This window comes from Pelolinea submarina (assembly GCF_003966975.1).
GTDB lineage: Bacteria > Chloroflexota > Anaerolineae > Anaerolineales > Anaerolineaceae > Pelolinea > Pelolinea submarina.
On sequence record NZ_AP018437.1, the window covers coordinates 98,939 to 125,131 of the forward strand.

Annotated in this window: 19 protein-coding genes and 1 riboswitch; of the genes, 13 read left to right on the forward strand and 6 right to left on the reverse strand. The window is 56.2% G+C overall.

Translation table 11 applies throughout. The features are described 5' to 3' along the window. The first annotated feature begins 145 nt into the window (after positions 1-145). From glyS to Pelsub_RS00530, 6 genes are all read left to right on the forward strand, one after another. Positions 146-3,154, forward strand: coding sequence for a glycine--tRNA ligase subunit beta (glyS, locus tag Pelsub_RS00500; protein ID WP_116225123.1), 3,009 nt, complete (start codon positions 146-148; stop codon positions 3,152-3,154). A gap of 18 nt (positions 3,155-3,172) precedes the next feature. Next, a complete protein-coding gene (locus tag Pelsub_RS00505; protein ID WP_116225124.1) occupies positions 3,173-3,466 on the forward strand; it encodes a hypothetical protein in 294 nt (97 codons plus the stop codon). 85 nt (positions 3,467-3,551) lie between these two features. Further along, on the forward strand, positions 3,552-5,471 hold the full coding sequence (dnaG, locus tag Pelsub_RS00510; RefSeq protein WP_116225125.1) for a DNA primase: 1,920 nt from the start codon (positions 3,552-3,554) through the stop codon (positions 5,469-5,471). A gap of 26 nt (positions 5,472-5,497) precedes the next feature. After that, positions 5,498-7,168, forward strand: a complete 1,671-nt coding sequence (locus tag Pelsub_RS15965) for a sigma-70 family RNA polymerase sigma factor (RefSeq protein ID WP_170141217.1) — start codon at positions 5,498-5,500, stop codon at positions 7,166-7,168. 212 nt (positions 7,169-7,380) lie between these two features. After that, entirely contained in the window at positions 7,381-8,655 is a 1,275-nt protein-coding gene (gene rho / locus Pelsub_RS00525) for a transcription termination factor Rho (protein ID WP_116225126.1), read from the forward strand. A gap of 2 nt (positions 8,656-8,657) precedes the next feature. Continuing rightward, complete coding sequence (locus tag Pelsub_RS00530) at positions 8,658-9,788, forward strand: M23 family metallopeptidase (RefSeq protein ID WP_116225127.1); 1,131 nt, start codon at positions 8,658-8,660, stop codon at positions 9,786-9,788. Between the two features lie 607 nt (positions 9,789-10,395). Here the strand turns inward: Pelsub_RS00530 and priA are convergent. The 3 genes from priA to Pelsub_RS00545 all read right to left on the reverse strand — a co-directional run bounded on the left by priA (position 10,396) and on the right by Pelsub_RS00545 (position 15,039). Then, positions 10,396-12,882 (reverse strand): replication restart helicase PriA, encoded by a 2,487-nt coding sequence (gene priA, locus Pelsub_RS00535; protein ID WP_116225128.1) that lies wholly within the window; start codon positions 12,880-12,882, stop codon positions 10,396-10,398. A gap of 13 nt (positions 12,883-12,895) precedes the next feature. Further along, on the reverse strand, positions 12,896-13,750 hold the full coding sequence (gene amrB, locus Pelsub_RS00540; protein WP_158674911.1) for an AmmeMemoRadiSam system protein B: 855 nt from the start codon (positions 13,748-13,750) through the stop codon (positions 12,896-12,898). 62 nt (positions 13,751-13,812) lie between these two features. Next, a complete protein-coding gene (locus tag Pelsub_RS00545; RefSeq protein WP_116225130.1) occupies positions 13,813-15,039 on the reverse strand; it encodes a peptidoglycan DD-metalloendopeptidase family protein in 1,227 nt (408 codons plus the stop codon). A gap of 116 nt (positions 15,040-15,155) precedes the next feature. Here Pelsub_RS00545 and Pelsub_RS00550 point away from each other — a divergent pair, with 116 nt between their 5' ends. Continuing rightward, positions 15,156-15,659, forward strand: a complete 504-nt coding sequence (locus Pelsub_RS00550; RefSeq protein WP_116225131.1) for a CinA family protein — start codon at positions 15,156-15,158, stop codon at positions 15,657-15,659. A 173-nt stretch (positions 15,660-15,832) separates the two neighbouring features. Here the strand turns inward: Pelsub_RS00550 and metG are convergent, their stop codons facing one another. Beyond that, entirely contained in the window at positions 15,833-17,617 is a 1,785-nt protein-coding gene (metG, locus tag Pelsub_RS00555; protein WP_116225132.1) for a methionine--tRNA ligase, read from the reverse strand. Between the two features lie 287 nt (positions 17,618-17,904). Here metG and Pelsub_RS00560 point away from each other — a divergent pair, with 287 nt between their 5' ends. The 5 genes from Pelsub_RS00560 (at position 17,905) to Pelsub_RS00580 (ending at position 22,770) form a co-directional block, all read left to right on the forward strand. Next, the gene (locus Pelsub_RS00560) at positions 17,905-18,765 is read left to right on the forward strand and encodes a BtpA/SgcQ family protein (RefSeq protein ID WP_116225133.1); all 861 of its coding nucleotides are present in this window, start codon (positions 17,905-17,907) and stop codon (positions 18,763-18,765) included. 14 nt (positions 18,766-18,779) lie between these two features. Further along, positions 18,780-19,691, forward strand: coding sequence for a carbohydrate kinase family protein (locus tag Pelsub_RS00565; protein WP_116225134.1), 912 nt, complete (start codon positions 18,780-18,782; stop codon positions 19,689-19,691). Positions 19,692-19,747: 56 nt separating this feature from the next. Continuing rightward, a riboswitch (cobalamin riboswitch) is annotated at positions 19,748-19,896 on the forward strand. Between the two features lie 130 nt (positions 19,897-20,026). Continuing rightward, the gene (locus Pelsub_RS00570) at positions 20,027-20,956 is read left to right on the forward strand and encodes an ABC transporter substrate-binding protein (protein ID WP_116225135.1); all 930 of its coding nucleotides are present in this window, start codon (positions 20,027-20,029) and stop codon (positions 20,954-20,956) included. A 12-nt stretch (positions 20,957-20,968) separates the two neighbouring features. Then, positions 20,969-21,994: a FecCD family ABC transporter permease gene (locus tag Pelsub_RS00575; RefSeq protein WP_116225136.1), complete on the forward strand. Its 1,026-nt coding sequence runs from the start codon at positions 20,969-20,971 to the stop codon at positions 21,992-21,994. A gap of 5 nt (positions 21,995-21,999) precedes the next feature. Continuing rightward, positions 22,000-22,770 (forward strand): ABC transporter ATP-binding protein, encoded by a 771-nt coding sequence (locus tag Pelsub_RS00580; RefSeq protein ID WP_116225137.1) that lies wholly within the window; start codon positions 22,000-22,002, stop codon positions 22,768-22,770. Here Pelsub_RS00580 and Pelsub_RS00585 read toward each other — a convergent pair. Together Pelsub_RS00585 and Pelsub_RS00590 are read right to left on the reverse strand one after the other, a co-directional pair. Then, positions 22,754-23,461 carry an HAD family hydrolase gene (locus Pelsub_RS00585; RefSeq protein ID WP_116225138.1) on the reverse strand — a complete coding sequence of 236 codons (708 nt, stop codon included), beginning with the start codon at positions 23,459-23,461 and terminating at the stop codon, positions 22,754-22,756. The genes Pelsub_RS00580 and Pelsub_RS00585 overlap by 17 nt on opposite strands. A gap of 3 nt (positions 23,462-23,464) precedes the next feature. Then, the gene (locus Pelsub_RS00590) at positions 23,465-24,775 is read right to left on the reverse strand and encodes a C39 family peptidase (protein WP_126440340.1); all 1,311 of its coding nucleotides are present in this window, start codon (positions 24,773-24,775) and stop codon (positions 23,465-23,467) included. Between the two features lie 110 nt (positions 24,776-24,885). Between Pelsub_RS00590 and miaB the strand changes: the two genes are divergently transcribed. Continuing rightward, entirely contained in the window at positions 24,886-26,178 is a 1,293-nt protein-coding gene (gene miaB / locus Pelsub_RS00595; protein ID WP_232528607.1) for a tRNA (N6-isopentenyl adenosine(37)-C2)-methylthiotransferase MiaB, read from the forward strand. Positions 26,179-26,193: the final 15 nt, after the last annotated feature.

The following is a 26,193-nucleotide window of genomic DNA, read 5'->3' on the forward strand; positions in this document are numbered from 1 at the left end:
GAGAAACATCCATTCTGTTAATTTTTCCCAACTATAGACTACCAATCCGATTTCTAATATCTAACAAGTATTAACTTAATATGGAAAAACTATATATGGAGGTTGGTATAATTCGACCAATTATCGCAGTTTTCCGGGAGACCTTATGCAAGACAAGCTTAATTTCCAAACCATTATGATGACGCTGCAGCAGTTCTGGGGCGGCAAAGGCTGCCTGATCTGGCAGCCGTATTACACTCAGGTCGGCGCGGGCACCATGAACCCGGCCACCGTGCTGCGGGTGTTGGGTCCGGAGCCCTGGAACGTGGCCTACGTGGAACCGTCCATCCGCCCGGATGACGGCCGCTACGGCGACAACCCCTACCGTATGCAGCAGCATTATCAATTCCAGGTCATCCTGAAACCCGATCCGGGCAACCCGCAGGAGCTCTACCTGCAATCACTGGAAGCGCTGGGCATCAACCCGCACGAGCACGATATCCGCTTCGTGGAAGACAACTGGGAATCGCCCGCATTGGGCGCCTGGGGCCTGGGTTGGGAAGTCTGGCTGGACGGCCAGGAAATCACCCAATTCACTTATTTCCAGCAGGCCGGCGGCGTCAACCTCGACCCGGTCTCGGTGGAAATTACCTACGGTTTGGAACGCATTGCCATGGCGCTGCAGGGCAGCTACAACTTCAAAAAGATCCAGTGGAGCCCCAACTTCACTTACGGCGACGTCAACTACCAGGCGGAATACGAACACAGCCGCTATTACTTCGAAGTGGCCGATGTAGAACGCCTATATGAAATGTACGATCTGTTCGAGAAGGAAGCCAACCTGGCCCTGGATCAGGGTCTGGTGCTGCCAGCGCACGATTACATCCTGAAATGCTCCCATACCTTCAACGTGCTGGATACGCGCGGCGCGGTGGGCGTGACCGAACGGCAATCGCTATTCGGCCGCATGCGCGAACTCTCGCGGCGCACGGCGGAAACTTACATCGCCCAGCGTGAAGCGTTAGGCTTCCCCTGGCTGGAAAAGCCAAACGCGGTAGCCAGCTCGGTCAGCGCCGAACAGCCGGAATTACCCGAAGTTATCAAATCCGACCAAGCGGCCGACTTCCTGCTGGAAATCGGCACGGAAGAACTGCCCGCGGCCGACCTGGAAAGCGCCTGGGGCCAGCTGCAAACGCTGGTGCCGGATATGCTTTCCGGCCTGCGCCTGGATTACAAAGATATTCACGTTTACGCCACGCCCCGCCGCCTGGTGGTGCACGTCAGCGACCTGGCCGGCAAGCAAGCCGAAGTCACCCAGGAAGTCAAAGGGCCTCCGGCTGAACGCGCCTATGACAAAGACGGCCAGCTCACCCCGGCCGCGCTGGGTTTCGCGCGCAGCAAGGGCGTGGACGTCAAGGACCTGACCGTCAAAGAAGTGGACGGCGGCAAATACCTGACCGCGGTGGTACACCAACCCGGCCTGTTCACGTTGGACATCCTGCCGGAAAAGCTGGTCGACCTGATCGCCCACATCCGCTTTGATAAATCCATGCGCTGGAACGCCAGCGGCGTCAGCTTCTCGCGGCCCATCCGCTGGCTAGCCGCCCTGTTCGGCACGGCCGTGGTGCCCTTCGCCTACGCCGGCCTGAACGCTAACCGCATCACGCGCGGGCTGCGCTTCAGCGAAGAAGCGGAGCACGCCTGCAAAGATATTCCCGATTACTTCGCCTACCTGGAAAGCCAGGGCATCCTGAGCGATATGCAGGCGCGCAAATCCGTGATTGAAAAGCAGGTCGGCGCGCTGTTGAGTTCGCTCAAAGCCGCAGACAAGATCGACGCCAAACTACTGGATGAGGTCAATAACCTGGTGGAAGCCCCCACCGCCCTGCTGGGCAACTTCAACGAAGAGCACCTCAAACTGCCCGGCGAAGTATTGATCGGCGTCATGAAAAAGCACCAGCGCTATTTCCCGGTAACGGAAGCCTCCGGCGCGTTAATGCCGCACTTCATCACCATTCGGAATGGCGGCAAGCAGCATTTGGAAATCGTTGCCCACGGCAACGAAGAAGTTATTCAAGCGCGTTTTTCCGACTCCGCTTTCTTCATCAACGAAGACAACAAGCACAGCCTGGAAGACTTTGTTAATCGCGAAGACACGTTGACCTTCCATCCCAAGCTGGGATCGATGCTGGACAAGACCAAGCGCATCCTCAAGCTAACGGAAACATTATGCCTGGGTATGGGTTTGGACAAGGAAGAAACCGCGGTCGCCATGGAAGCCGCGCAGTTCTGCAAAGCTGATCTGGTCAGCAAGATGGTGATCGAAATGACCGCCCTGCAGGGCACCATCGGCAAGTATTACGCGCTGCAGCGCGGCAAGAGCCCAGCTGTGGCCAATGCCATCGAAGAGCATTACCAGCCGCGCAACGCCGGCGACCAATCGCCCGCTTCGCAGGCCGGTTTGGTGGTCGGAATCGCCGACCGCCTGGATTCGCTGATCGGCTTGTTCTCGGCCGGCATGGCCCCCAGCGGCACCAAAGATCCCTTTGGTCTGCGGCGAGCCGCCATCGGTTTGGTGCAGAACCTGATCAACGCGGACATTTCCCTGGACCTGCAAAAATACATCTTCAAAGCCTCGGCCCTGCTGCCGGTGGAATCCAGCCCCAAGGACTGCCAGGATTGCCTGGACTTCATCGTCGGGCGCCTGGAGCAGATTCTGCTGGAAGAAGGCTACGCATACGACGTGATCAAAGCCGTGCTGGCAGCGCAGGGAGCCAACCCTGCCAAAGCCGCCGCGAGCATCCGGGAGTTGAGCGAATGGGTCAAGCGCGACGATTGGCGCGGCACCATCCTGCCCGCATATTCCCGCTGCGTGCGCATCACACGCACTGAAAAACAGCGTTACAATGTGAGCGCAGAATATTTCCAGGAAAGTCAGGAAAAAGCGCTTTACGAAGCCGTGACAGCCGCCCAGAAGAATATCGGCGACTCGAAGAATGTGAACGATTTTCTCACCCATTTGCTGCCAGTAGTGCCTGCCATCAACGCGTTCTTTGACGCCGTTTTAGTCATGGACGAAAAGCAGGAAATCCGTGAAAACCGGTTGGGGCTGCTGCAATCGGTGGCGTTCCTGGCGGATGGGGTCGCAGACCTCTCCAAACTGGAAGGATTCTAGAAATTTTAGAGGTGATTTATGGCATCAGTACAAATCAAAAACTCATTTGCGGGTAAAGGCGACAGCGAGGTTTACGAAGCCGCGCTGCAGGCTATCCCCAATGCCGGATTGAGTGTCTGGAAAAAACGCGATCTGGCCCGTCTGGTTATGGGCACAGGCGATGTGGACGGCAATGAAGTGCGCTGCAACATCGCTGTCAGCATGGTGGACGGCAGTGTGACCGTCAGCGTGGAAGGTGAAGACCTGGACGAAGCAACCGCTCAAAAAACAGCCGACAGCCTGATGAGTGAATTAGGCAAACTGCTGGCTTAAGATTCCGCGGTTTGCTTGCAATTGCAGCAATTTTCCATTAAAGTAAAACCATCCTCGGATGGTTTTTACTTTTAATTAACTTCACATGAATAATATTGATGAAATCAAAAGCCGGCTGGACATTGTCGACATCGTGTCCGAGTCCGTCAAGCTGAAACGCAGCGGGAAGAACTATACAGGCTTCTGCCCGTTCCATGCCAACACGCGCACACCGGCTTTTGTGGTTTTCCCTGAATCCGGCACCTGGCGCTGTTTTGGCGAGTGCAACGAGGGCGGTGATATCTTCCGTTACGTGATGAAAAAAGAGGGTTGGGATTTCAAGGAAGCATTGGAAAACCTGGCCGAACGCGCCGGCGTCAAGCTGGAACCGCTGACTCCGCAAAAAGTCGAAGCCAACGAACGCGAAACACAGCTGCGCAAATTGCTGGAAGACGCGGTAATCTTTTACCGCTACCAACTGACCCAATCCGAAGCCGGCCAGCAAGCGCGCGACTATCTGGTCAAACGCGGCATCAAGCCGGAGACGGCCGAGATCTGGGGGCTGGGTTACGCGCCAAAGAGTTGGGATGCCACGCTCAATTATTTTCTTAAAAAGGGATATCCGGAAAAAGATATTCTTGATGTCGGATTATTAAGCGAACGCGAAAGCGGCGGATATTATGACCGCTTCCGCCACCGCCTGATGTTCCCCATTCGCGACGCCGGCGGCAACATGACCGGTTTCGGCGGACGCATTCTCGACCCGGACGACATTCCTAAATTCATGAACTCGCCCCAAACGGACCTGTTCGACAAGAGCAGCCTGCTGTATGGGTTGGACAAAGCCCGCAAAGCCATCCGCAGCGAAAACCAGGCGGTTATTGTAGAAGGCTACATGGACGTGATCGTGGTGCACCAGGAAGGTTTCCAGAACGTGGTCTCCCCCATGGGCACCGCGCTGACAGAAATCCAGATGCGCCAGCTCAAACGCTACACGCGCCGCTTTGTTTTGGCGCTCGACCCGGACGCGGCCGGCATCAAAGCCACCATGCGCGGCCTTGAAGTAGCGCGCGAGGCGCTTGACCACAGCAGCGATTTGGTCTTCGACGCGCGCGGTCTGCTGCACAACGAAGCGCGCTTGCAAGCCGACCTGCGCGTCAGTACCCTGCCGGACGAGCTCGACCCGGACGAGATCGTGCTGCGCGACCCGCAGGAGTGGAAAGCCATCATTGAAAACGCGCGCCCGATCATCACGCACGTGCTGGAGACATTAACAGCCAGCGCGGATATCAATGATCCCAAAACCAAGAGCGACATCGCCGCGCGCATCCTGCCCCTGGTGAACGATGTAAGCAACCCGGTGGAACGCGACGCTTTCCGCCAGCAAGTGGCGCGCGCCCTGCAGGTGGATGAACGCGCACTGATGATGCTCACCAGCCAGGCACGGCGCGGGCAGCGTTCGCGCAGCCGCACAAACGAAGTGCCGGAGGAGAATAACCTGAAGGTCAGGCCTGCGCTGAACGGGCAGGTCAATGTGCGCGCCATGGAATTGAATGTTCTGGCTTATCTGACCAGAAATCCTGATCAGTTATTCCGTGTTAACCGTTATATGCAGAACCAAAACCTGGAACGACTTGCGCGCGAAGATTTTCAATTAAGCGAACATCAGCAAGTTTTCACCCTGATTGATGAGGCCATGAAGCAGAACGATATTGACCCGGAAGAGTATTTACAGGAAAAGCTGGCAGAAGACATGACCGCAGCCCTGGAACCGCAAATTATGCCCAAGCCCTCCGAAGAAAAGGTGGACGAGAAGCGCGAACTGGAAGATATCCTGCGCACCATCCTGCTGATGCGCCTGAACGCGGTGAATACTCAAGTTCAAGAATTCCGCTTTCTACAGGACCAACAGGAAACAGAAGAAGACAAGACGGATCAAAAAGCTTTCCAGACCAATCTGGTCGGCCTCATCCGCCTGCGCGGTGTAATAGACAAAGCCCTGGCCACCCCGTTGCAGCTTGACTGATCAATAGCTCATGTATAATTAAATCCATGACCGAACCGGTTAAACCATCTAAACCTAAATCTCCCTCCAGCGGAAAAAAGAGCACAGCCCCCCGAAAGAAGCGGACCAAAGCCGAAATCGGGAACGGTAAAGCTGATTCCATCTCCGAATCCATTGAGTTGGAAGAAGAGCTCTTGCCTGACGAGAGTGAACAGGAAGTGTTCACCCCGGAAGACAGTGATCTGCTGGATTCAGTCGAAAGCGATGAAGAAGAGCCATCAGACGACAGCAGTGATTTTATTGGCCCTTCCAATTTGAATCTGGAGTTATCGGAAGACCCGGTGCGCCTGTACCTCAAGGAAATCGGCCAAATTGACCTATTAACAGCAGAATCGGAATTCCGGTTAGCCACCCGCAACGAAGCTAAAAAGCGCCTGGACTGGCTGCTGGAACGCGACGGTGAAAACCTGGCAGAAGATGGTCAGATTCAAGTCTTGTTCTGCCAAATTATGAAAGATTTGCTGGAATCCTATAAAAACCTGCAAGCATTCTGCCAGGCCAACCAGGTCCTGGAGCTGCCGGATTTCGCATTGGTGCTGGCGGAAGCACAAGCTTTGCGTGAGCAGTGGAAAACCGACGAGCCATCCTACATGCGCGATTACCTCAGCACTTACTGGAAGGAAAGCGAACGCACGCAGGACGTTATCCGGTCGGAACTGGTCAGCGGGTTGATTCAGGAAATTTATGCTTTCTTCCTGGCAGCTTACCTGCTGCCGGAGGAAACCGCGCTATACCTGTTGGATTTTCTCAATTCAAAGGGCAGTTTCCCGACCGAAAGAACCTGCATCGGTCACCTGCCGGATATTCCGGTATTAAAGAAAAACATTCAGACCATCAATGATCTGTCGGAAGACGCCACGCAGGCACTTATCAAAGCCAACCTGCGTCTGGTGGTGAGTGTGGCCAAACGCTACCTGGGGCGGGGCATTTCCTTGCTGGATCTGATCCAGGAGGGCAACCTGGGGCTGCTGCGCGCGGTCAGCAAGTTTGATCCGGCGCGCGGGTTCAAATTCAGCACCTACGCTACCTGGTGGATTCGGCAATCCATCAGCCGGCACATCGCCGAACAGGCCCGCACCATCCGCATTCCGGTACATTTATTTGAGTCGATTTCCAAGCTGCTGCGTATTCAGCGCTCGCTGGTGCAAAAATTGGGGCGCGATCCCGGGCCGGAGGATTTGGCACTGGAATCCGATTTCCTGGCAGAAGAAGACCGCGTTAAGATCAAGCGTGCGCAGAAGAACGGCACAGCCATTGGCGCAGACGTTCAGGCGCGTTGGGATGCCGCATCCATGAAAATCCAGCGCATCATGAAATCAGCCGAAGAACCGGTTTCTCTGGAACGGCCCATCGGAGACGAGGACAGCAGCCAATTAGGCGACTTCATCGAAGATTATGACGCGATCGAACCAATGGACGCAGCCGCCAAGGAAATGCTGCGCGATCAGGTACAGAGCGCGTTGGGCGCGCTAAGCGAACGGGAGCGCCAGGTGCTGGAATTGCGCTTTGGATTGATTGATGGCAAAGACCATACACTGGAAGAGGTCAGCAATTATTTCAACGTGACGCGCGAACGCATCCGCCAGATTGAAGCCAAGGCGCTGCGCAAGCTGCGCCACCCCACCCGCAGCCGAAATTTACGGGATTACTTTGGATAAGCGTGCCTTGCAGGGAAAATTTATGCATGTTATAATGCCCGCGCATACAGGTTAACAAATCTCATCTCTGAAAATTGGCTTTTTATTACCTGGCTATGGTAACTGGCCAAAAGTATTCCCAACAAGGATTTATTTATAACTTGTCATTTTAAATAATTCACATTCCTATAAGGCGTTTGCCTAAAAATTCAATTCAATAACAGGTAGGTATTATGGAGATTTCTGAGCTACAAAACAAATCTTTGCCCGAACTTCGTAAAATGGGTGAGGAACTAAACATTCCCGGCGCGAAGACGCGAAAAAAAGAATTTTTGACGGTTGCGATTGCCAGCCAAACAAATACGGAAGAAGGTGTCGAAAAAGGCGGCGGTATATTGGAAATCATGCCGGAAGGCATTGGGTTCCTGCGCGAGAATTACCAGATGAGCAAGAATGACATCTACGTCTCGCAAGCGCAGCTGCGCCGCTTCGATCTGCGCAATGGAGATATGGTCTTCGGCCAAATCCGACCGCCGCGAGAATCGGAAAGGCACTACGGCCTGATAAAAGTAGAATCCGTCAACGGCTCTTCAGCGGAAGAATCACACGAACGAGTTAAATTTGAAAACCTTACCCCTATCTTCCCCGACCAGCGCATTGATTTGGAAACTAAACGCAATCTGCTCTCAAATCGCATGATAAACCTGATCGCTCCCATTGGCCGCGGACAGCGCGCCATGATCGTTTCCCCGCCGAAAGCCGGCAAAACCACCATCCTCAAAGAAATTGCCAATGCAATCTCAGAAAACTACCCTGAAATCGACCTGTTGATCTCCCTGATCGGCGAGCGTCCCGAAGAGGTCACCGATATGGATCGCTCCGTGGAAGGCGAAGTTGTGGCTTCAACCTTTGACGAACCGGTGACCAGCCACGTGCGCACCGCAGAGATCACCCTGAACCGCGCCAAGCGCCTGGTGGAAATCGGCCATGACGTTGTCATTCTGATGGACAGCCTGACCCGTCTGGCACGCGCGTACAACCTGGTCGTCAATCCCTCCGGCCGTACCCTGTCCGGCGGTATGGATCCTTCCGCGTTATACCCGCCCAAACGTTTTTACGGCGCGGCCCGCAAGATCGAAGGCGGTGGTTCCCTGACAATCGTCGCCACAGCGCTGATCGACACCGGTTCACGCCTGGACGATGTAGTTTATGAAGAATTCAAAGGCACCGGCAACATGGAGCTGCATCTTTCTCGCCGTCTGCAGGAACGCCGTATCTTCCCGGCCATCGATCTTGAACGCTCATCCACCCGCCGCGAAGAACTGCTTTTGAGCCCTGAAATCTTGCAGCGTGTGTGGTTAATGCGTAGAATGTACCTTCAAATGATCGGCCAGGCACCGCAGGGCGCCGGAATGGACCCTGCCGTAGCCAGTGAAGCAATCTTAAATAAAATGAGTAGAACCAAAGACAATATCGAGTTCTTGGAAGCACTTTCAACGGAGTCGTAAACGTGTCTATCTTTTCAAAAGTGGATCAGCCCGAAGAAGCAGCGCAGGCACCGCAAGCGCCACAGGAAGAAAAACAACAACCCAAGAGTTACCCAGTCTGGCTGGTCGCCGCAACCTGGGTAATTTCAATCCTGATGATCGCTCTGACCGGATTTTCCCTGTACCAGTATTTCACCGGAAAATCCCTGATCTCCTTTATCAGCCTGACCAACCGGCCGCCAACCAGCTCGGAATCCATCTCAAGCCTGCCGGATTACTCCCCCGATAAGACCTACGAATCGGTAGAGCGCAGTGCCAACTCGGATACCGTTCTACCCATCGGCGTTCGGGATTCCGTGGTGGAATACAAGGTGCAGAGCGGCGATTCGCTGTTCGGCATCGCCGAGGAATACGAGGTTGAACCAGAGACCATTCTTTGGGCAAATTTCGACATCTTGAACGATGATCCACATTTGATATCCGTAGGCGATGAGCTGAAGATCCCACCGGTGAACGGCATCCTTTACGAATGGCAAACTTACGACACTTTGGATGCTGTTGCTGCCAAGTATCATGCGAATGTAGACGATATCCTGCTTTATCCGGGCAATGACCTGGACATCACCAACCCGGTAATCGAACCCGGTACTTTCATCATGATCCCGGACGGATATCGCGATACCCAGGCTACCTGGGTGGTGGCGGTCACCGCCGGCAGCAACGCAGGCGTTACCGCCCAAATTGCCGGCCCGGGTTCCTGCACCCCCAGCGGCGGCTACGTGGGCACTTACTCGTTCGTATGGCCGGCGCCCTACTACGGGCAGGTTTCCGGCAATGACTACTGGAGCGGCCACCAAGCCATTGACGCCATGTGCTATGAAGGCGATTCCATCTTTGCCTCTGATTCCGGTGTGGTTATTTACGCCGGCGCTATCAGCGGCGGCTACGGCAACCTGGTTGCCATCGACCACCAGGACGGCTACCTGACCTTGTACGCCCACTTAAGCGGTTTTGCGGTCTCCTGCGGCCAGAGTGTGGCGCAGGGACAGGTGATCGGTTATTGCGGCTCAACGGGCAACTCCACCGGCGCTCACTTGCATTTCGAGGTGCGCTTGAACGGTGGGTTCGTAAACCCGTGGCACGTATTGCAGTAAAGATATAACGCTTTGATTATCGAGAGCGGCCCTTGAATTCAAGGGCCGCTCTTTTATTAATTAAACATGCCACACACACCCCGTAGGGTGCAGGCGAATGTGTGCGCTGCAAAACCATCTGTGTGTATCAAGAATCAGAACGGTTTTTAAATTTTTATCTGTGTCTATCTGTGGTTAATAAAAAGCCGTACACACACCCCGTAGGGTGCAGGCGAATGTGTGCGCTACAAAACCATCTGTGTGTATCAAGAATCAGAACGGTTTTTAGATTTTTATCTGTGTCTATCTGTGGTTAATAAAAAGCCGCACACACACCCCGTAGGGTGCAGGCGAATGTGTGCGCTACAAAAACATCTGCGTGTATCAAGAATCAGAACGGTTTTTAATTTTTTATCTATGTCCATCTGTGGTTAAAGAAGACTGGGCGGATCGACTTCCACGATTTAACCGAAGAAATTCTGACCCTGTAGTCGTAACTGGCCGAGATCACTCCCCAAGGGAGTGCTTCGCGATCACGGTCGCTGCCCTCAGGATGACTCCAGGCAAGATATCTGTGTACATCAATCATTTAATAGATTTTTAAGGTTTTATCTGTGTTTATCTGTGGCTAAAGAAGGCTCGGCGGGTCGACTTCCACAATGAAACCGGAGAAATCCTGACCCTGCAGGAGTGTTTCGGGCCGCATACCTTTCAGGATCAGCTGCCAACGGTATTGCCCGTTCTGGCGGGCAAAGTAGGGCGGCAGCGGGCCGGTCAGGTTGAGCGTGCGGTCGTCGCTGCGCTGCATCAGGGCGCGCAAGCGTCCGGCCAACCCCTGGGCTTTTTCGCGGGCAGTGTCGTTATCGCGCTCGCGGGCCTCGAAGCGCAGCATGCGCACGAAAGGCGGGTAGCTCAAACGGCGGCGCTGTTCCAGCTCGTAGGCGTAAAACCCGGTAAAGTCGTGCTGGGCGGCAAAACGGATGGCGTAATGCTCAGGTTGGAAGGTCTGCACCAGCACGCGCCCGCCCAGCGCGCTGCGTCCAGCGCGCCCGGCCACCTGGGTCAACAGCTGGAAAGCGCGTTCGGCTGTGCGGTAATCCGGGAAGTTAAGGCCGACATCGGCCAGCACCACCCCCACCAACGTCACCAGCGGCAGGTCCAGGCCCTTGGCCAGCATTTGCGTGCCGATCAGAATATCGGCATTGTGCTGGCGGAAATGGGACAGGATGATGTCCTGTGAATCTTTGCCTTTGGCGGTATCCGCGTCCCAGCGCAGCAGGCGTGCGGACGGGAAAGCGCGCTGGAGTTCCGTTTCTACTTTTTCGGTGCCCAGCCCAAATTGTTTAATCTTTCCGCTTCCACAATTCGGGCATTTTTGGGGCATTTTACGCGTATACCCGCAGGTGTGGCAAACCAACCCGGTGGATGTGCGGTGGAAGGTCAGCGGAAAATCGCAGCGCGGGCAGCGCAGGCTGTGTCCGCAGTCGCGGCAGAAAACGTAACTGGCGCTGCCGCGCCGGTTCAGCAATAAGATGGCTTGCTGCCCGGCATCCAACACCTCACCCAGCTCCTGCTGCAAAGCGCGGCTGAAAATGGCAGTGTTGCCCTGTTTCAATTCCGTACGCATATCCACCACGTCCACCTTGGGCAAAGGCAATGAATCTACATGCACGGCAGGCTTTACCGCCTTGCCCGCCGTCGTTTGGCGGTGCGCCAACACCCGGCGAGGCAGTTCCAGTTTGGGCCAATTCTCATGCTGCGCGCGAAAAGCCATGGTTACCGTGGGCGTGGCGCTGCCAAATATGACCTGCGCGTTGGATAATCGCCCCAATTCAGCCGCGGCCTGTACGGCATGATAATAGGGGCCCATCTCTGTCTGGTAGAAAGAGTCATCGTGGCATTCATCCACCACTATGACACCTATATTCGGAAAAGGCGTGAACAGTGCGCTGCGCGGGCCGATGGCAATGGAGAAATCCGCCGTGCGCGCCCGCTGCCAGGTATCGTAACGTTCTCCGCTGGACAGTTTGGAATGCACCACGCCCACTCTTCCGGGAAAACGCGCCACGAAACGCTCGATGGTTTGAGGAGTCATGGATATCTCCGGCACCAGCACCAGCGCCTGGCGGCCGGCCCGCAGACAGGCATCGATGGCGCGCAGGTACAGTTCAGTCTTGCCCGAACCGGTTACGCCCTTCAGCAGCACTGGCTTTGCGTATGAGCCGGATTGCATAAGCTGGCTGAGCGCTTTCCAGACGCTTGCCTGGTCGGCGGTGAGCTGTGGGACGATATCCGCTGCGGTTTCTCTGTCTGCCAGGGGATTGCGCCAGACCTGCTGTTCGCCGAATGATACCAGTCCCTGTTTTTCCAGGTAGCGCAGGTCGGACGCGTTGGCACCGCTGGAAGCGTATACCCAGGAAACGTCCATTTCCTGCGGTTCATTCACCAGCACGCGCATGGCCGCCAACCGGCGTTCGTAAGCGGCAGAGTCCGGTCGGCCTAAAAGATCATGCCGGTCTTCCAGTTCCTGCGGGTTGACCAGCGCGCGTACAGCGCGGATGTGTTTGCTGCTGACGGCTGGGCCGGGCAGGACTGCCTGTGTGTTGAGGTACCCCTTTCGGACCAGGGTGCGCGCGGAGGCGCGCCAATCCACCTGGCGAAAAGCCGTGTCCAATTGACGCCCGCGCAGCGGTCCTTTTTCCGTTAACTGCGCCAGAATACGGCGCTGCAGGGGAGACAGCGGTTGATCCGCCTGGGGAATAACCGGGTTGATACGGTACAGTGTGTCGGCCCGCTGCCCCAAACCAGGCGGCAGCATGGCAAACAAATAGGAAGATAACGGATAGAAGTAATGCTCGCTGAGCCATTCCGCCAGGGTAATCTGCTGCGCAGTCACCACCGGCGCGTCTTCCAGCACGTTCTCAATCAAACGTGTTTCAAGAATGTCACTGGCAGCTTTGAGCCGCAGAACGATAGCCTGCACCATCTGGCTGCCGAAGGGTACCTCCACCAACCAACCGCTATCCAGCGTGCCGATCAATTGTTCCGGGATGCGGTAATCGAAATGATCCTGCACACCGGGTACATTTACGGCAACTTGAGCAAAACCAAGCAATCCTGATTATCCTTTATGATTCGGGGATCAAAACCGCGGCAGATCCATAACCGACTACGGAACTATCATCGCCGGTGGAATCCGCGGATGAACTGTAATTTAAGATTTGCACCTTTTGTGCGCCCATGCGTTGGGTGGCTTCCAGCATAGCGGCGATGGCGCCCGCACCGCAAGCCGGCGCGCTGCCATCGCTGTCCCCGGCCAGGACTGCTTCGGGATCAAAACGGCTGATGCGGCGCAGCGTTTCTCCATCCAGTGTCTGGGCTTCTTCCAGCGGGAAGAAATGCGAGAGGTCCGAACTGGCAATAATCAGGCAGTCATATTCGCGGATGGTCTCGTACAGGGCGGCCGCGAACTGTTCTACCTTGCGGCTGTCGCGCACACGCAGCATGACCGGCATCAAGCGGAAAGGTTTTTGCCAGGCCTGCTGCAGAAACGGTAATTGGATCTCCAGTGAATGCTCCTGGTCGGCGCCCACCTGTACCAGCTTATAACCGCGGCGCGCCAATTGCTCATCCAGAATACGTAATTCTGGCATTGCTAACTCGACCCGCCCTAAAGGAGTTTGATAGGCGCCAAAGGCACTGGTAATGAAATCTTCAGGATAGTATTGGTGCATGGGGGAAAGGATAACCACCAGATCACGCGGGGAGTCCGCCACGCTTTTGTAGGCATAGGCGGCAGTTAACCCGGAGTAGCGATGGCCGGCATGTGGGACTACCAGACCGACTACTTTCCCGGTCAAGTCTTCCTGCTTGAGTTTTACCGCAGCCAGGAAGGCATCCATCTGATGAGCAAGCGTATGCGGGTCACCAGCGTACCAGGTCCCCGCGATGGGTGAAGGTCGCGCTTCAGGCAAAAAATCCATAGCCATCTCCTTTTGGTTTCATTATATCCTCGGGAGATTCAAAAACTCAATGATATGCGCTGTTACTCGCCTAAATAGACATGCGGATTGACTTTGGTACTGCCGATGATCAGCTCGAAGTGCAAGTGCGGACCGGTGGAATTGCCGGTGCTGCCCATGTAACCAATGACATTGCCCTGGAAGACGGAGGCGCCGCAGCTCACATTAATAGCGCTTAAGTGGGCATACACCGACTGGACAGTCTGGCCGGCGGCGTTTTGGCCGTGGTCAATGGCAATGACGTTGCCATAACCCACCGCGCTCCAACCGGCGTAAACTACAACGCCGCTGTCGGTAGCATAAATCGGATTGCCGGTGTCGCCGCCGATATCGATGCCCCAGTGGTTGATTTCAGGGGAATACTCAAACCCCGATATGGTATGTTCGGAGCTGGGCCATTGGTAAGTGCCCGTGCCGGTGAAACCGCCCACGACCGGGGCGCACTTACCCTCACCCCACAAAGAGGAGGAGGAAGCGGCTTCGTCGCGGGTGAAGAGCGAGGCGGTCCAATCCAGGAAAGCCTTGCTGGCGCCCGGCGCGAATATCTGGGTACCCACGGCGATGTTCGGATGGGCATAATCTCCCACCGTATCGGCCGAGAGGTTGTTGCCCGGCCAGTCAATGATGTCTTCCGGGGCAACTCCCAAACCGCTGGCTACCCCGTTTAGGCCGTCCCCTTCATGCCAGGTGTAAACCACGCCGTTTGTGGGAGGGATGGAAAGAACCTGGCCGGGGTAAATAGCGGCCGGGTTATCGTAAAGCGTGTCGTAATTGCACCACAGGATTGATTCAGGTGTAATGTTAAATTTTTCCGCAATGGCCCAAATGGAATCACCTTCCACGACCGTATATTGTATGAAATCATAGCGTGAAGCCACTTCTTCGGGTGTATGCGCTTCCACAGAACGGGAAAGCCCTTCCACCTGGCCAACTCCGGAGTAGGAAGGTAGTTCAACACCCTGGGCATTTTCTCCTCCCGCCCCAAATCCCATCGGTTCGGAGGAGCTGGCTGCCATATCCCCGGTCAGGAAAAAGTCTTTCATGACCCAAATCACCACGCCCACCAGGCTGATTGTGACCAGCGCCGACCCAACCCGCAAAGCCACATCCGCCAGCCCCAGACGAGTAACGCGGCTCCAAAAGCTGTCCCAGCCTTTCAGAATTTGCGGATTTTCGTCGATGGAAGCGGATTGAGAGGGAATTTCAGGTTGTTCGTGCGAAGCATCCTGGGATGCATATTTGTCGTTCATTCAAGCTCCAAGCGAGTTATCATAACATAGGGGAAAAACAGGGTCAAGAAACAGGAATTCAGGATATTTCGGATAATTTTGGTGTAGTTCTGTCAAGGCTTGATTATAATGCAGATATGCAAACACTCAACGATGCTTTATCCAAACTAAGCCCGACCCTCAAAGAGCGGGGTTACTATCTGACCTGCGCGGAATCCTGCACAGGCGGCTTATTAGGGCACCTGATCACCAACACCGCCGGTTCTTCAAATTACTTCATCGGCGGGTTCCTGACTTATTCCAACCAGGCCAAAGAGCAGTTCCTGGGCGTACAGTCGGAAACGCTGCGCCTGCACGGCGCGGTCAGCCGCGAAACCGTGCTGGAAATGGCACGCGGCGCGCGCGCTGCTTTCAGCAGCCGGTTCCCCATGGAGCGCATCCTGGCGCTGTCCACCTCCGGCATTGCCGGGCCGGACGGCGGCAGCCCCGAAAAACCGGTCGGCACGGTCTGGATTGGCTTCAGCAGCGACACAGCCGAACGAGCGGAAGTATTTCACTTTGCCGGTACGCGCGAGGAAGTGAAACTGCAATCTGTGTTAGCCGCGCTGCGCATGTTGAGCAGGGAACTGGGGCTGGAGTAAATCTTCCCATAGTGCACTTCCACACCCCACGCTTTGCTCTGGGCAGGTACTCAACGCTCTTTATAGATATAGATCCAAGGCCCCACACTCTGCTCTTGACCAATTCTCAGGTAGAGGATAAGTAGTTAAAACAAAAGTACCCTTCGACGTGCTCAGGGTACTTTACCTTTGCTTTATTCGCCCAGGTTCTGGCGTTCTTCTTCGACGATCTTCTCGTCCAGCTTCTTGAAGAGCGGGCTGGGCTGGTTGAAGCGCGTGCCCGGCTGCAAATTGCTGGGTTTCCAATCCCCTTTGGCTTTGCTGGGATCGTACAACAGGGCTGTATGCGTGCCCAGGTTGTCATCTAATTCTTTGGTGTACTGCTCGCCGAACAGCTGGTCATCGTAGCCCAGGTAGGTGTGCAGTTTTTCGGAGCTGAAGGGCACGAAAGGCGCGAACAGCTTGCTGAGCGAATCAATGGCCTTCATGGCCACAAACACCGCGCGGCCGGCTTTTTCTTTGTCGGTTTTGATGGTGAACCAGGGCGCGGTCGTGTCGAGGTATTTGTTGACTTCGGATGCCAGGCGCATGGCCTCGTTCAACGCGGAGCGCAGGCGCACCGCTTCCAGTTCAGCGCCGACCGTGTCGAAACCTTTTTCGATCTCTGCCAGCAGGTCCAAATCTTCTTTTTCCAGCTTGCCGGGATCCGGCACCACGCCCTCCCAATGTTTGTAGGCAAAGGAAAGCACACGGTTAGCCAGGTTGCCCCAGGTGGCGACCAGTTCGTCATTGTTGCGGTGATAGAACTCGTTCCAGTCCCAATCCGAATCGCGCGTTTCCGGCATGATCATGGTCAGGTAGTAGCGCAGCGCATCCGGGTCGTAACGGGTGAGGAAATCCAGGCCCCAAACCGCCCAATTGCGGCTGCCGGAGATCTTCTGTCCTTCCAGGTTGAGGAATTCATTGGCCGGTACGTCGTAGGGCAGCACGAAAGGCGCCTGTTCTTCACAGCCAAATTCCTCGTCAAATGCGCCGTCCGCTCCCAGCAGTTCCGCCGGCCAGATGATGGCGTGGAAGGGAATGTTGTCCTTGCCAATAAAGTGCAGCACCTTGGCATCCTGATTCTTCCACCAGGAGCGCCAGGCATCCGGATCACCCTGGATCTGGCTCCATTCAATGGCCGCGGACAGGTAGCCGATGACGGCTTCGAACCACACGTACAGGCATTTCTTGTCCCAGCCTTCCACCGGAACAGGGATACCCCATTCCAGGTCGCGGGTGATGGGACGCCCGCGCAAGCCTTCGGTCTGGATCTGGCCCAGCGACTGGCGCAGTACATTCGGGCGCCAATAGGATTCGCGCGCTTTGAGGAAAGCCTCGATTTCAGGCTCCAGTTTGCTCAGGTCCAGGAAATAATGTTCCGTTTCACGCAGTTCGGGAATAGAACCGTCGATGCGCGTACGGGGGTTGATCAATTTGGTGGCGTCCAGCAGGTTGCCGCACTTGTCGCACTGGTCGCTGCGCGCATTGTTGTAGCCGCAGATATAGCAGGTGCCTTCCACGTAGCGGTCCGGCAGAAAGCGGCCCTGGCTGGGTGAATACCACTGCAATTGGGTTTCCTTGTACATGAAACCGTTCTTCAACAGCGCGGTAAACATAGCCTGGGAAACTTTAAAATGGTTTTGGGTATGCGTGGAGGTAAACAAGTCGTAAGTCAGGCCCATTTTCTGGAAAAGTTCCAGGAAACCGGCATGAAAATGCTGGTAGATCTCCAAAGGGGTTTTATTTTCGGCTTCGGCGCGCACCGTAATGGGTGTGCCGTGAGAATCGGTTCCGGAAACCATCAAAACGCTGTTGCCTTTCAGGCGCTGGTAGCGGGCATAGATATCCGCCGGTAAATAGGAACCGGCCAGATTTCCCACATGAATTTCAGTATTGCCATACGGCCAGGCAACGGCTACAAGAATGGATTCGGGCATACGTTTTCTCTCCAAAAGGTTATTGCGTGGATTTTATCACGGAACGTCTGGCGGGGGCCTTTCCTCTATTATGCATAGGGATTCACCCTTCTTCTTATGTCATCCTGAGCCGCGCAGCGCAGTAGGGATCTCGGCCGAACGGAAAATGTCAGGCAAGAATGACTGACCTACGTCTTTCTTGGAAACACACCCTACAATTTTTGCTCCCTACTTATCCCAACGAAGACAGGATGGGGAGGGGCGAAAAGAAAATCCTTTACAATTAACAAAAAGCCTTGGAGGCGCACATGACGGGAAACGTAAATGAATGGCGCAAGGAATTGGACAGTCATCGCCTGAACAGCCTGACGGAAATTTTCGGCCAACCTAAACCGGTGATCGGCATGGTGCACCTGCCGCCCCTGCCCGGCGCGGTGGGCTACACCGGCTACAGCATGCAGCAGATCATCGACTTCGCGCTGCAGGATGCGCACACACTCGCTGCTGGCGGTGTGGATGGCCTGATCGTCGAGAACATGTGGGACCTGCCTTTCGCAGTGGGCAACGACGTGCCGCCTGAAGCCATGTGCGCGCAGGCCGTGGCCGCGGCCGAGGTGGTCAAAGCCGTGGACGTGCCGGTGGGCATCAACGTAGTGCACAACGGCGGACGGGTGTGCCTGGGTATCGCCATAGCCAGCGGCGCGGCTTTCATGCGCGTGTGCATGCTGACCGGCGCGGGCGTATGGGACACCGGCGAGTTCGACCACGGCTGCGCGCGCGAGCTACTCTCCGCTCGCAAGATGGCGCAGGCTGAACACATCAAGCTTTTCTGCGACGTGGACAAGAAACACTCCGTACGCTTTCCGGGTATTGACCTGTCCACGCACATCGAATGGACTGAATTCTATCTGGCAGACGCCATCATCATCTCCGGGCGCATGACCGGCGACGCGCCTTCGCTCGACAAAGTACGCGAAGCCAAACAACTGGCCAAGGGCCGCCCCATTTTAATGGGCAGCGGTATGACCGCCGAGAATGTGGCCGATTTCTTCCAATACGCCGACGGCTGCATTGTGGGCTTCGGTATGAAGGACAAAGGCCATCCCGATCAGCCGGTCAATCCGGATAACGTCAAGCGCTTCATGGAAGCTGTCCAGACCGCGCGCTAATCGAAGTCGTCATTATGAAAGATCTCAAAATTCTGGTACTTGGCGACATCGCCATCGATTTCAACATGCAAACCAGCACTTACCCGCCCGAAGGCGGGGCAGCCCACGCCAGCCAGGCAGATATGCGCCTGGGCGGCTCCGGCTGCCTGACCGCGCTGACCTTGTCCGGCCTGGGTTTGCCGACGGCTTTGGCCGGCAACCTGGGCAGCGATATGTTCGCGGAATTCATCATGCAGAAAATCAGATCCGGCGGATTGGACAGCAGCCTGGTGCGCAGGTTGCCGGATGAGCAAAGCGGTTTCTTCCTGATCGCGGCTACTCCCAGTGGAAAACATACCACTTTCGGAAACCGGGGCGCAAACGCGCAGCCCCTGCCGCTGGAGGATATAACAGCGCGCTTGTCGGAATTCAAGCATCTGCACATTTCCGGTTACATCCTGATAGATGAAGAACAATTCCAGGTCACACGGCGCATCCTGCTGCGCGCCAAACAACTGGGCCTGACTACCAGCCTCGACCCAGGCGTTTGTTATGCGCCCGAAGCGCAGGAAAAAGTGCGCAGTTTATTGCAGTACATCGACGTCTTCCTGCCCAACCGGGACGAAACCGCGCGCTTGGGTGGGCCCGGAGAGCTGAACGATCAACTGGCTGTCCTGCTGGAGCTAGGCTGCGGAGCGGTGATCGTCAAACTGGGCAAGGAGGGCTGCCGCTACTATGACCGCCATCAATGGCTGGATCAGGCTGCAGATCCCATTCCGCAGGAAGAAATTAAGGATATTACCGGTGCAGGCGACAGCTTCAACGGCGGATTCCTGTCCGGCATTCTGGCCGGCGAAACACCGGCGAAAGCACTGCGAATGGGCAACAGGGCAGCCCGGCGCATCATCACCAGCCCGCACGGCATCCTCGATTTGATCCCCACCTGATTTTGCCCCGATAGAACCGCTTGACGCGCTTGGGCTCTGTCTGTAAAATGACAGCAGTGAATCATGCCGCTCTGGTGCCTATCCCCCGGATGGGAAGGCTCAAAGGCGAAGCCGGTGCTCTTTTCCAAAGAAAGTCCGGCGCTGTCGCGCAACTGTAAGGAATTCCATTCCAAGCCAGGACGCCCGCCAGAAACGGCCCAACCACGCCCTCGCGGATAGGAGCTGGAAAGATGCCAATTCCAACACAAGCATTCCCCTGTCCGACCGGCAGGGGAATTTATTATCCCCGCCCGCTGTACTTAATTTAAAGAAACATATTAAGAGGATATAAACGCATGAAGAAAAAGACATTAGCCACGCTATTCCTGCCGGTTTTAGCAGCCGCTATGTTATTGGGTGCCTGCGCAACACCCGCTCCGGCCGCCCAGGCTGAAATCAACTTGGTGGACGGACTGGAACGCACGGTCGCATTGGATGCGCCTGCGCAGAAGATCGTCACGCTTTCGCCGCCCCTGACCGAGATTCTGTATGCCATCGGCGCGGGAGATCAAGTTATCGGCCGTGATTCCTTCTCGGATTATCCCGAAGCAGCTCTGGCCCTGCCGGACATCGGCGGCGGATATTCCGAGTATGACCTGGAAACCATCCTCAGTCTGGAACCCGACCTGGTGATCACCGGCAGCATTAACACACCCGAACTGGTACAGTCTCTGCAGGACCTGGGCCTGACGGTGTATTACCTCGGCAACCCGAGCGACCTGGACGGCACATTGGCCGCCATCCAGACCCTGGGCCAACTGAGCGGCCGCGCCGACGAAGCCCAAACCCTGGTGGACGCGCTGAGCGCGCGCATCGCCGCGGTGGATGAGGCCCTGGCTGGCACGAGCGATATCCCCAGTGTGTACTACGAACTGGACGCCAGCGACCCGGCCAAACCCTACACGCCCGGCCCCGGCACCTATTACAGCAACCTGATCGCGCGCGCCGGCGGCCAAAACGTGGGCGATGCTATGGAAGCCGAATGGGCACAAATCAGTCTGGAGAATTTGTTGGTGGCCGATCCGCACTACATTGTACTGGGCGACGCCAATTGGGGCGTCACTCCCGAATCGCTGAACGAACGCGCCGGATGGGAAGCTCTCACCGCGGTTAAACAAGGAAACATCATTCCTTTTGACGATGATTTATTAGCTCGCTTCGGCCCGCGCCAGGTGGACGGCCTGGAAGCCCTGGCTAAATTGCTTCACCCAGACTTGTTTGAGTAAAGCAACCATACTATGAAAAATCTTGCCCGTCCCATTCTGATCTGTACGGTTATCCTGTTGATTGCCGTTCTGTTGGGTATTGGGGTGGGCAGCATATCCATCTCGCCCCAGGAATCCCTCAGCATTCTTTGGCAGGCCCTGCGCGGTCTGCCGTTGGACGGGGAAGGTCAAAGCATCCCAAGTGTCATCCTGCTGACCTTGCGCCTGCCGCGCACGCTGCTGATGCTGCTGGCCGGGGCAGCGCTTTCCGGCAGCGGCTGCGCCTACCAGGGCTTGTTCCGCAATCCGTTGGCCGACCCCTACCTGATTGGCGCGGCTTCCGGCGCGGGTGTGGGCGCGGTGGCGGCCATGTCGCTGAATTGGCCCAGCACAACCCTGGGGTATCTGGCAGTCCCGCTGGCGTCTTTTGCCGGTTCGCTCCTGGCCGTGTTCCTGGTATTCCGGCTGGCGCGGGTTGGCCGCACTCTGCCGGTAACCAACCTGATCCTGGCGGGCGTGGCAGTCTCATCTTTTGCCACCGCGCTGAGTTCCTTTATGATGGTCAATGCCGGCGGCGAGCTGCGCCGTGCTTTCGTGTGGATGCTGGGCGGCAGCACCATGTCCGGCTGGAAGCCGGTGTTGGGCATGCTGCCCTATACGCTGGTCGGGCTGGGGGCACTGCTGGCGCTATCCTATAAACTGAACATTCTGCAGTTGGGCGACGAACAAGCCCAACAATTGGGCATTAAAGTCTCGCGCGTGCGCACGCAAATCATTCTGGCCGCCACGCTAGCTACGGCCGCCGCGGTGGCTTTTTCAGGCATCATCGGCTTTGTAGGCCTGATCATCCCGCACATTACTCGCCGCCTGTGGGGCGGGGACATGCGCCGCATGCTGCCGCTTTCCATGTTGTGCGGCGGCGCATTTCTGGTATTCGCGGACGTGCTGGCGCGGGTGATTATGGCCCCCCAGGAACTGCCGGTGGGCATCATCACCGCGCTGTGCGGCGCGCCCTTCTTTTTATTCATCATGCGCCAATCCAAAGAAGGCAGCTGGTGAGCCCCATGTTGATGCGCACTGCCATCGAAAAGGCCGGATACGCCTCCGAACCGGTGCTGCGGGATATCCGCTTTGAACTGCCACCAGGAAGGCTGCTGGCCGTGATCGGGCCGAACGGCTGCGGCAAGACTACCCTGATCCGCGCCATCAGCGGGGTACTGCCAAACGTACAGGGCGAATGCCACATCAACGGCACCGACTTGCTGCGTGCGGATGAAACCGCGCGGGCGCGCCTGCTGGCCGTTGTGCCGCAATCCACTTACATTCCACCCGCTTTTACGGTGGAGGAAGTCGTGTTGATGGGGCGCACACCGCACCTCAACTGGCTTGGTACGCTTTCCGCCAGGGACACGGAAATCGCGCACGAAGCCATGCGCCTGACGGATGTGGAAGGTTTTGCCGGGCGCTGGTGCAGCCAACTCTCCGCCGGGGAACGGCAGCGAGTCATCCTGGCGCGCGCGCTGGCGCAAGATACGCCGGTGCTGATGATGGACGAGCCCACCTCGCACCTGGATTTACGTTATCAGATTGAATTTTTGGAGATCACCAAGACCCTGGCCAGCCAACAGGACAAAACCATCCTGATCGCGCTGCACGACTTGAACCTGGCCGCGCGCTTCGGTGACACGGTCATGGCCATGAAAGACGGAAGAGTAGCCGCCAGCGGGAGCGCCGCGGAAGTGCTAACCCCCGAACACATTCAGGATATTTACGGGTTACCAGTGGAAGTTTTCCAATCCCCCGGAAAACAGGGAACGATTATCCTTCCCGTTTGAGCTTGTTTTCTAAAAAATCCAACAATTCAGCGGTGGAATCCAGGATCTCGTGCGCGCCCGCGCGCAGCAGCTCACGCTGCCGTCCGAAACCGCACAATACTCCAATAGCCTGCATGCCCGCCAGGCGGGCGGCACGCATATCCACGGTGGTATCCCCCACCATCAGGCAATTTTCCGGGGCCACCTGCATCTGACGCGCTGCATATAGCAACGGATCGGGAAACGGTTTGGTATGTTCGCAGGTTTGGGAGGTGACAATTACCCTAAAATAAGGTTCCAGGTGGAATTGCTGAATGAAAGCCAGGCTGCTGTGCTCATCGCGCGCGCTGACCACCGCCAGCGGCAGCCGCTGCGCGAACCGTTCCAGCATCTCTGCCACGCCGGGAATGATCCAGTATTTTTTAATGCGCTGCTTGCGCTTCTGCGAAGCACGGTCCAGCTGTTTGATCAGGAAACTGTCCAACGACAACCGGTCTGCCAGGTTATAGAGAAAATTACCGGGGGATTCCGCCGCCATCACCAGCCAGCGCGCTGTGGCATGCCGCCCGACATCGGAAAGCATCCCGCGCAGGGGACGCAGCAGCTGCTCGACTTTGGCAACCATCTGGTCGTCCGAATCGCTTAAAGTACCGTCGATGTCGAAAATAATCGCCCGGATCAGATCCGGATTCAAGCGTGCCCCTGTTCGCATGGATTATCCGCCCTGTATCGTTTGGATGGCCAGTTGAGCATCCTCGTAATTGGGGTGGATTTTCAGCGCGTCGCGGAAATATTTCAAAGCCGTTGAATTGTCGCCCTGGCGGTAAAAAGCCCAACCGCGCCATAACATGGCTTCTTCGGATGTGCGTGTGATACCCAAAGCGTACTTGGTCAGTGCCAGCAGCTCCTCCGTGCGGAAGGAATGGAAGTACGAAATGAAAGGCCCGAACTGGTAGCGCAGCATACGCTGGGGCAGACCAATGGTGCGGGCGGTATCATAAGCATTCGCCGCTTCTTCATAACGTTCAAAATAAGTCAGATTGGTGCCCAGGTTAAACCAGGCAAAAGCATTCTGCGGATCCTCCTGCGTTTCACGCTGGGCAGTCTCCAAAGCATGCTGGCGGCTGACATCCATGTCCCAGTCATCACCCAGCACACCCATCAATGTGGGCTCCATTTCGGGCGGGTAAACCATGATGTACACGCGGTTGAAGGATTGCCAGTGGTTGTCCAAATCGTCGTACAGAATCTTCTGGTTGGGTCCCAGCTCCGAATCCTGCGCGGTAAAGATCTGGTTGGCGTCGTCATAGCCGGTGATCAGCAGATAATGCCCGGCCCACAGGTCGTCTTCCGGCCAGTATTTCCGGTCGGTAGTGAACGTCTCTTCGATCATGACCGGAATACCGGAAGAGATCAGTTTTTTCAGCGTATCCAGGTCGCCGCCAACACGGAAGTCGGCATTGAGCCATCCGGCATAGTTGCGCACGTAGTAGATCAATTCTTCCACGTTCACGTTGCGGTCGTCATCTTCCGGTTTGACGATCTTGGCAACGTCATATTGGTCGCCATCCCAGCCGAAATAACGCAGGTAAAGCGCCATGGTTGCCGGACCGCAATTGTTGAGGGCCTGCGCGTCGCGTACCTCATCGTAAGCCGGCGGGTCCAAAATAACCGAACCGGGAATAGGCGTCGGCACCAGGGTTGCGGTAGGCGTATAGATGGGCGTCGCGGTGGGCTGCGGCGTGAAAGTAGGCTCCGGGGTGCTGGTCGGTGGGGCGATATTGGTGGTCTCCACTTGCGGTTCGGCCGCCACCACCACAGCCGGGGTCGGCAGGTCCTTGACCGGGTTCAACACCATGCGGATATAGGTTGAGGCCATGTCCAACCGCCAGCTAACACGTCGATGAATGGAAGGGATTTGGTAAAGCAGCAGACCGGTCAGCGCCAGGACAACCATGGAAATAAGCAGAACCCTCGGCCAGCGCTTTTTCCCGCGCCGGTAAGGGAGATATTCGGTATATGGCATTGCGCTATTGTATCAGAAACACACGCACCTGTCTAAATGCGATTGTTTTTGTCCGAATTGCTGATATAATCGCGTGCGTGAAATATCATATCTGGACCGAAGGCTGTCAAATGAACAACGCCGACTCGCTGCGGGTTTCGGCTGCGCTGGAGGACCTGGGCTACCAGGCCTGCCGGCAAGCGGAAGACGCGGACGTGATCGTGTTGAACACCTGCATGGTGCGCCAGAGCGCCGAAGACAAAGCGGTCGGACGCCTTACTTCCCTTAAAAGTCTAAAACAGCGCAACCCGGAGTTAATCATCAACCTGATGGGCTGCATGGTAGGCGTGCGCGGTTATGATGACCTGCAACAGCGCTTTCCTTATGTCGACGTCTTTTCCCAGCCTTCCGATCCTTTCCCTTTAATTGAGAGACTAACCGGATCAGCCCGCTCGGTTGAAAACGACCGGCGCCATTACATCGAAAACATCCTGGATGATGAATACGGTTATACCCTGCCCCAATCCAATCAAGGGCAGCAGATTTCCGCTTTTCTGCCGATTGTGTTTGGCTGCTCGCATGCCTGCAGCTACTGTATCATCCCGCTCAAGCGCGGGCGCGAGATCAGCCGGCCGCCGGAAGAAGTTCTGGCCGACGCACGTTCGCTGGTACACAAGGGCGTGAAAGAAATTACCTTATTGGGCCAGATCGTCGACCGTTACGGATTGGATCAACCCGGCTATCCCTCGCTGGCACAGCTGCTGCGCGACCTGCAGGAAATTGAAGGTCTGGAGCGCATCCGCTTCCTGACCTCGCACCCCAACTACATGACCGATGAGCTGCTGGATACTGTGGCGGAACTACCCAAAGTGATGCCGCATTTCGAGCTGCCCATCCAGGCCGGCGATGACCAGGTCTTGGATAATATGCGCCGCGGGTACACCGCCGCGCAATATCTATCTGTTGTGGATAAAATCCACCAACGCTTCCGCCAAACCTCCACCCCGGTTTCCATTGCCATCGACCTGATCGTGGGCTTCCCCGGAGAAAGCGCCGAACAATTCGAACGCTCGGTGGACATCCTCAATACCATGCACCCGGACATGACTCACGTGGCGCGCTATTCCCCGCGCGAAGGCACGCTTTCCACGCGCACGATGCCGGACGACGTTTCCGATGAAGAAAAATGGCGCCGCTTCCGCGTCATTGAGGAATTACAAAAGCGCATCACCACTGAAATCAATCAGACCTATCTGGGCAAACGCACGCCGGTACTGTTCGAGAGCAAAGCCAAAGACCGCTGGCGCGGGCGCACGACCACCAACAAACTGGTCTTCGTGGAATCAGACGAAAACCTTCTGGGGCAAGTCCGCGAGGTAACCGTCAACTGGACAGGGCCCTGGTCAATGATCGGTGTGGTGTAAAATAGCACTCCAGTT

What these genes read in the sequence shown, in the direction of transcription:
- glyS (WP_116225123.1), top strand. Translation starts at nt 146, where the DNA reads ATGCAAGACAAGCTTAATTTCCAAACCATTATGATGACGCTGCAGCAG.
- Pelsub_RS00505 (WP_116225124.1), top strand. Translation starts at nt 3,173, where the DNA reads ATGGCATCAGTACAAATCAAAAACTCATTTGCGGGTAAAGGCGACAGC.
- dnaG (WP_116225125.1), top strand. Translation starts at nt 3,552, where the DNA reads ATGAATAATATTGATGAAATCAAAAGCCGGCTGGACATTGTCGACATC.
- Pelsub_RS15965 (WP_170141217.1), top strand. Translation starts at nt 5,498, where the DNA reads ATGACCGAACCGGTTAAACCATCTAAACCTAAATCTCCCTCCAGCGGA.
- rho (WP_116225126.1), top strand. Translation starts at nt 7,381, where the DNA reads ATGGAGATTTCTGAGCTACAAAACAAATCTTTGCCCGAACTTCGTAAA.
- amrB (WP_158674911.1), bottom strand. Translation starts at nt 13,750, where the DNA reads ATGGATTTTTTGCCTGAAGCGCGACCTTCACCCATCGCGGGGACCTGG.
- Pelsub_RS00545 (WP_116225130.1), bottom strand. Translation starts at nt 15,039, where the DNA reads ATGAACGACAAATATGCATCCCAGGATGCTTCGCACGAACAACCTGAA.
- Pelsub_RS00550 (WP_116225131.1), top strand. Translation starts at nt 15,156, where the DNA reads ATGCAAACACTCAACGATGCTTTATCCAAACTAAGCCCGACCCTCAAA.
- metG (WP_116225132.1), bottom strand. Translation starts at nt 17,617, where the DNA reads ATGCCCGAATCCATTCTTGTAGCCGTTGCCTGGCCGTATGGCAATACT.
- Pelsub_RS00560 (WP_116225133.1), top strand. Translation starts at nt 17,905, where the DNA reads ATGACGGGAAACGTAAATGAATGGCGCAAGGAATTGGACAGTCATCGC.
- Pelsub_RS00565 (WP_116225134.1), top strand. Translation starts at nt 18,780, where the DNA reads ATGAAAGATCTCAAAATTCTGGTACTTGGCGACATCGCCATCGATTTC.
- Pelsub_RS00570 (WP_116225135.1), top strand. Translation starts at nt 20,027, where the DNA reads ATGAAGAAAAAGACATTAGCCACGCTATTCCTGCCGGTTTTAGCAGCC.
- Pelsub_RS00575 (WP_116225136.1), top strand. Translation starts at nt 20,969, where the DNA reads ATGAAAAATCTTGCCCGTCCCATTCTGATCTGTACGGTTATCCTGTTG.
- Pelsub_RS00580 (WP_116225137.1), top strand. Translation starts at nt 22,000, where the DNA reads ATGTTGATGCGCACTGCCATCGAAAAGGCCGGATACGCCTCCGAACCG.
- Pelsub_RS00585 (WP_116225138.1), bottom strand. Translation starts at nt 23,461, where the DNA reads ATGCGAACAGGGGCACGCTTGAATCCGGATCTGATCCGGGCGATTATT.
- Pelsub_RS00590 (WP_126440340.1), bottom strand. Translation starts at nt 24,775, where the DNA reads ATGCCATATACCGAATATCTCCCTTACCGGCGCGGGAAAAAGCGCTGG.
- miaB (WP_232528607.1), top strand. Translation starts at nt 24,886, where the DNA reads ATGAACAACGCCGACTCGCTGCGGGTTTCGGCTGCGCTGGAGGACCTG.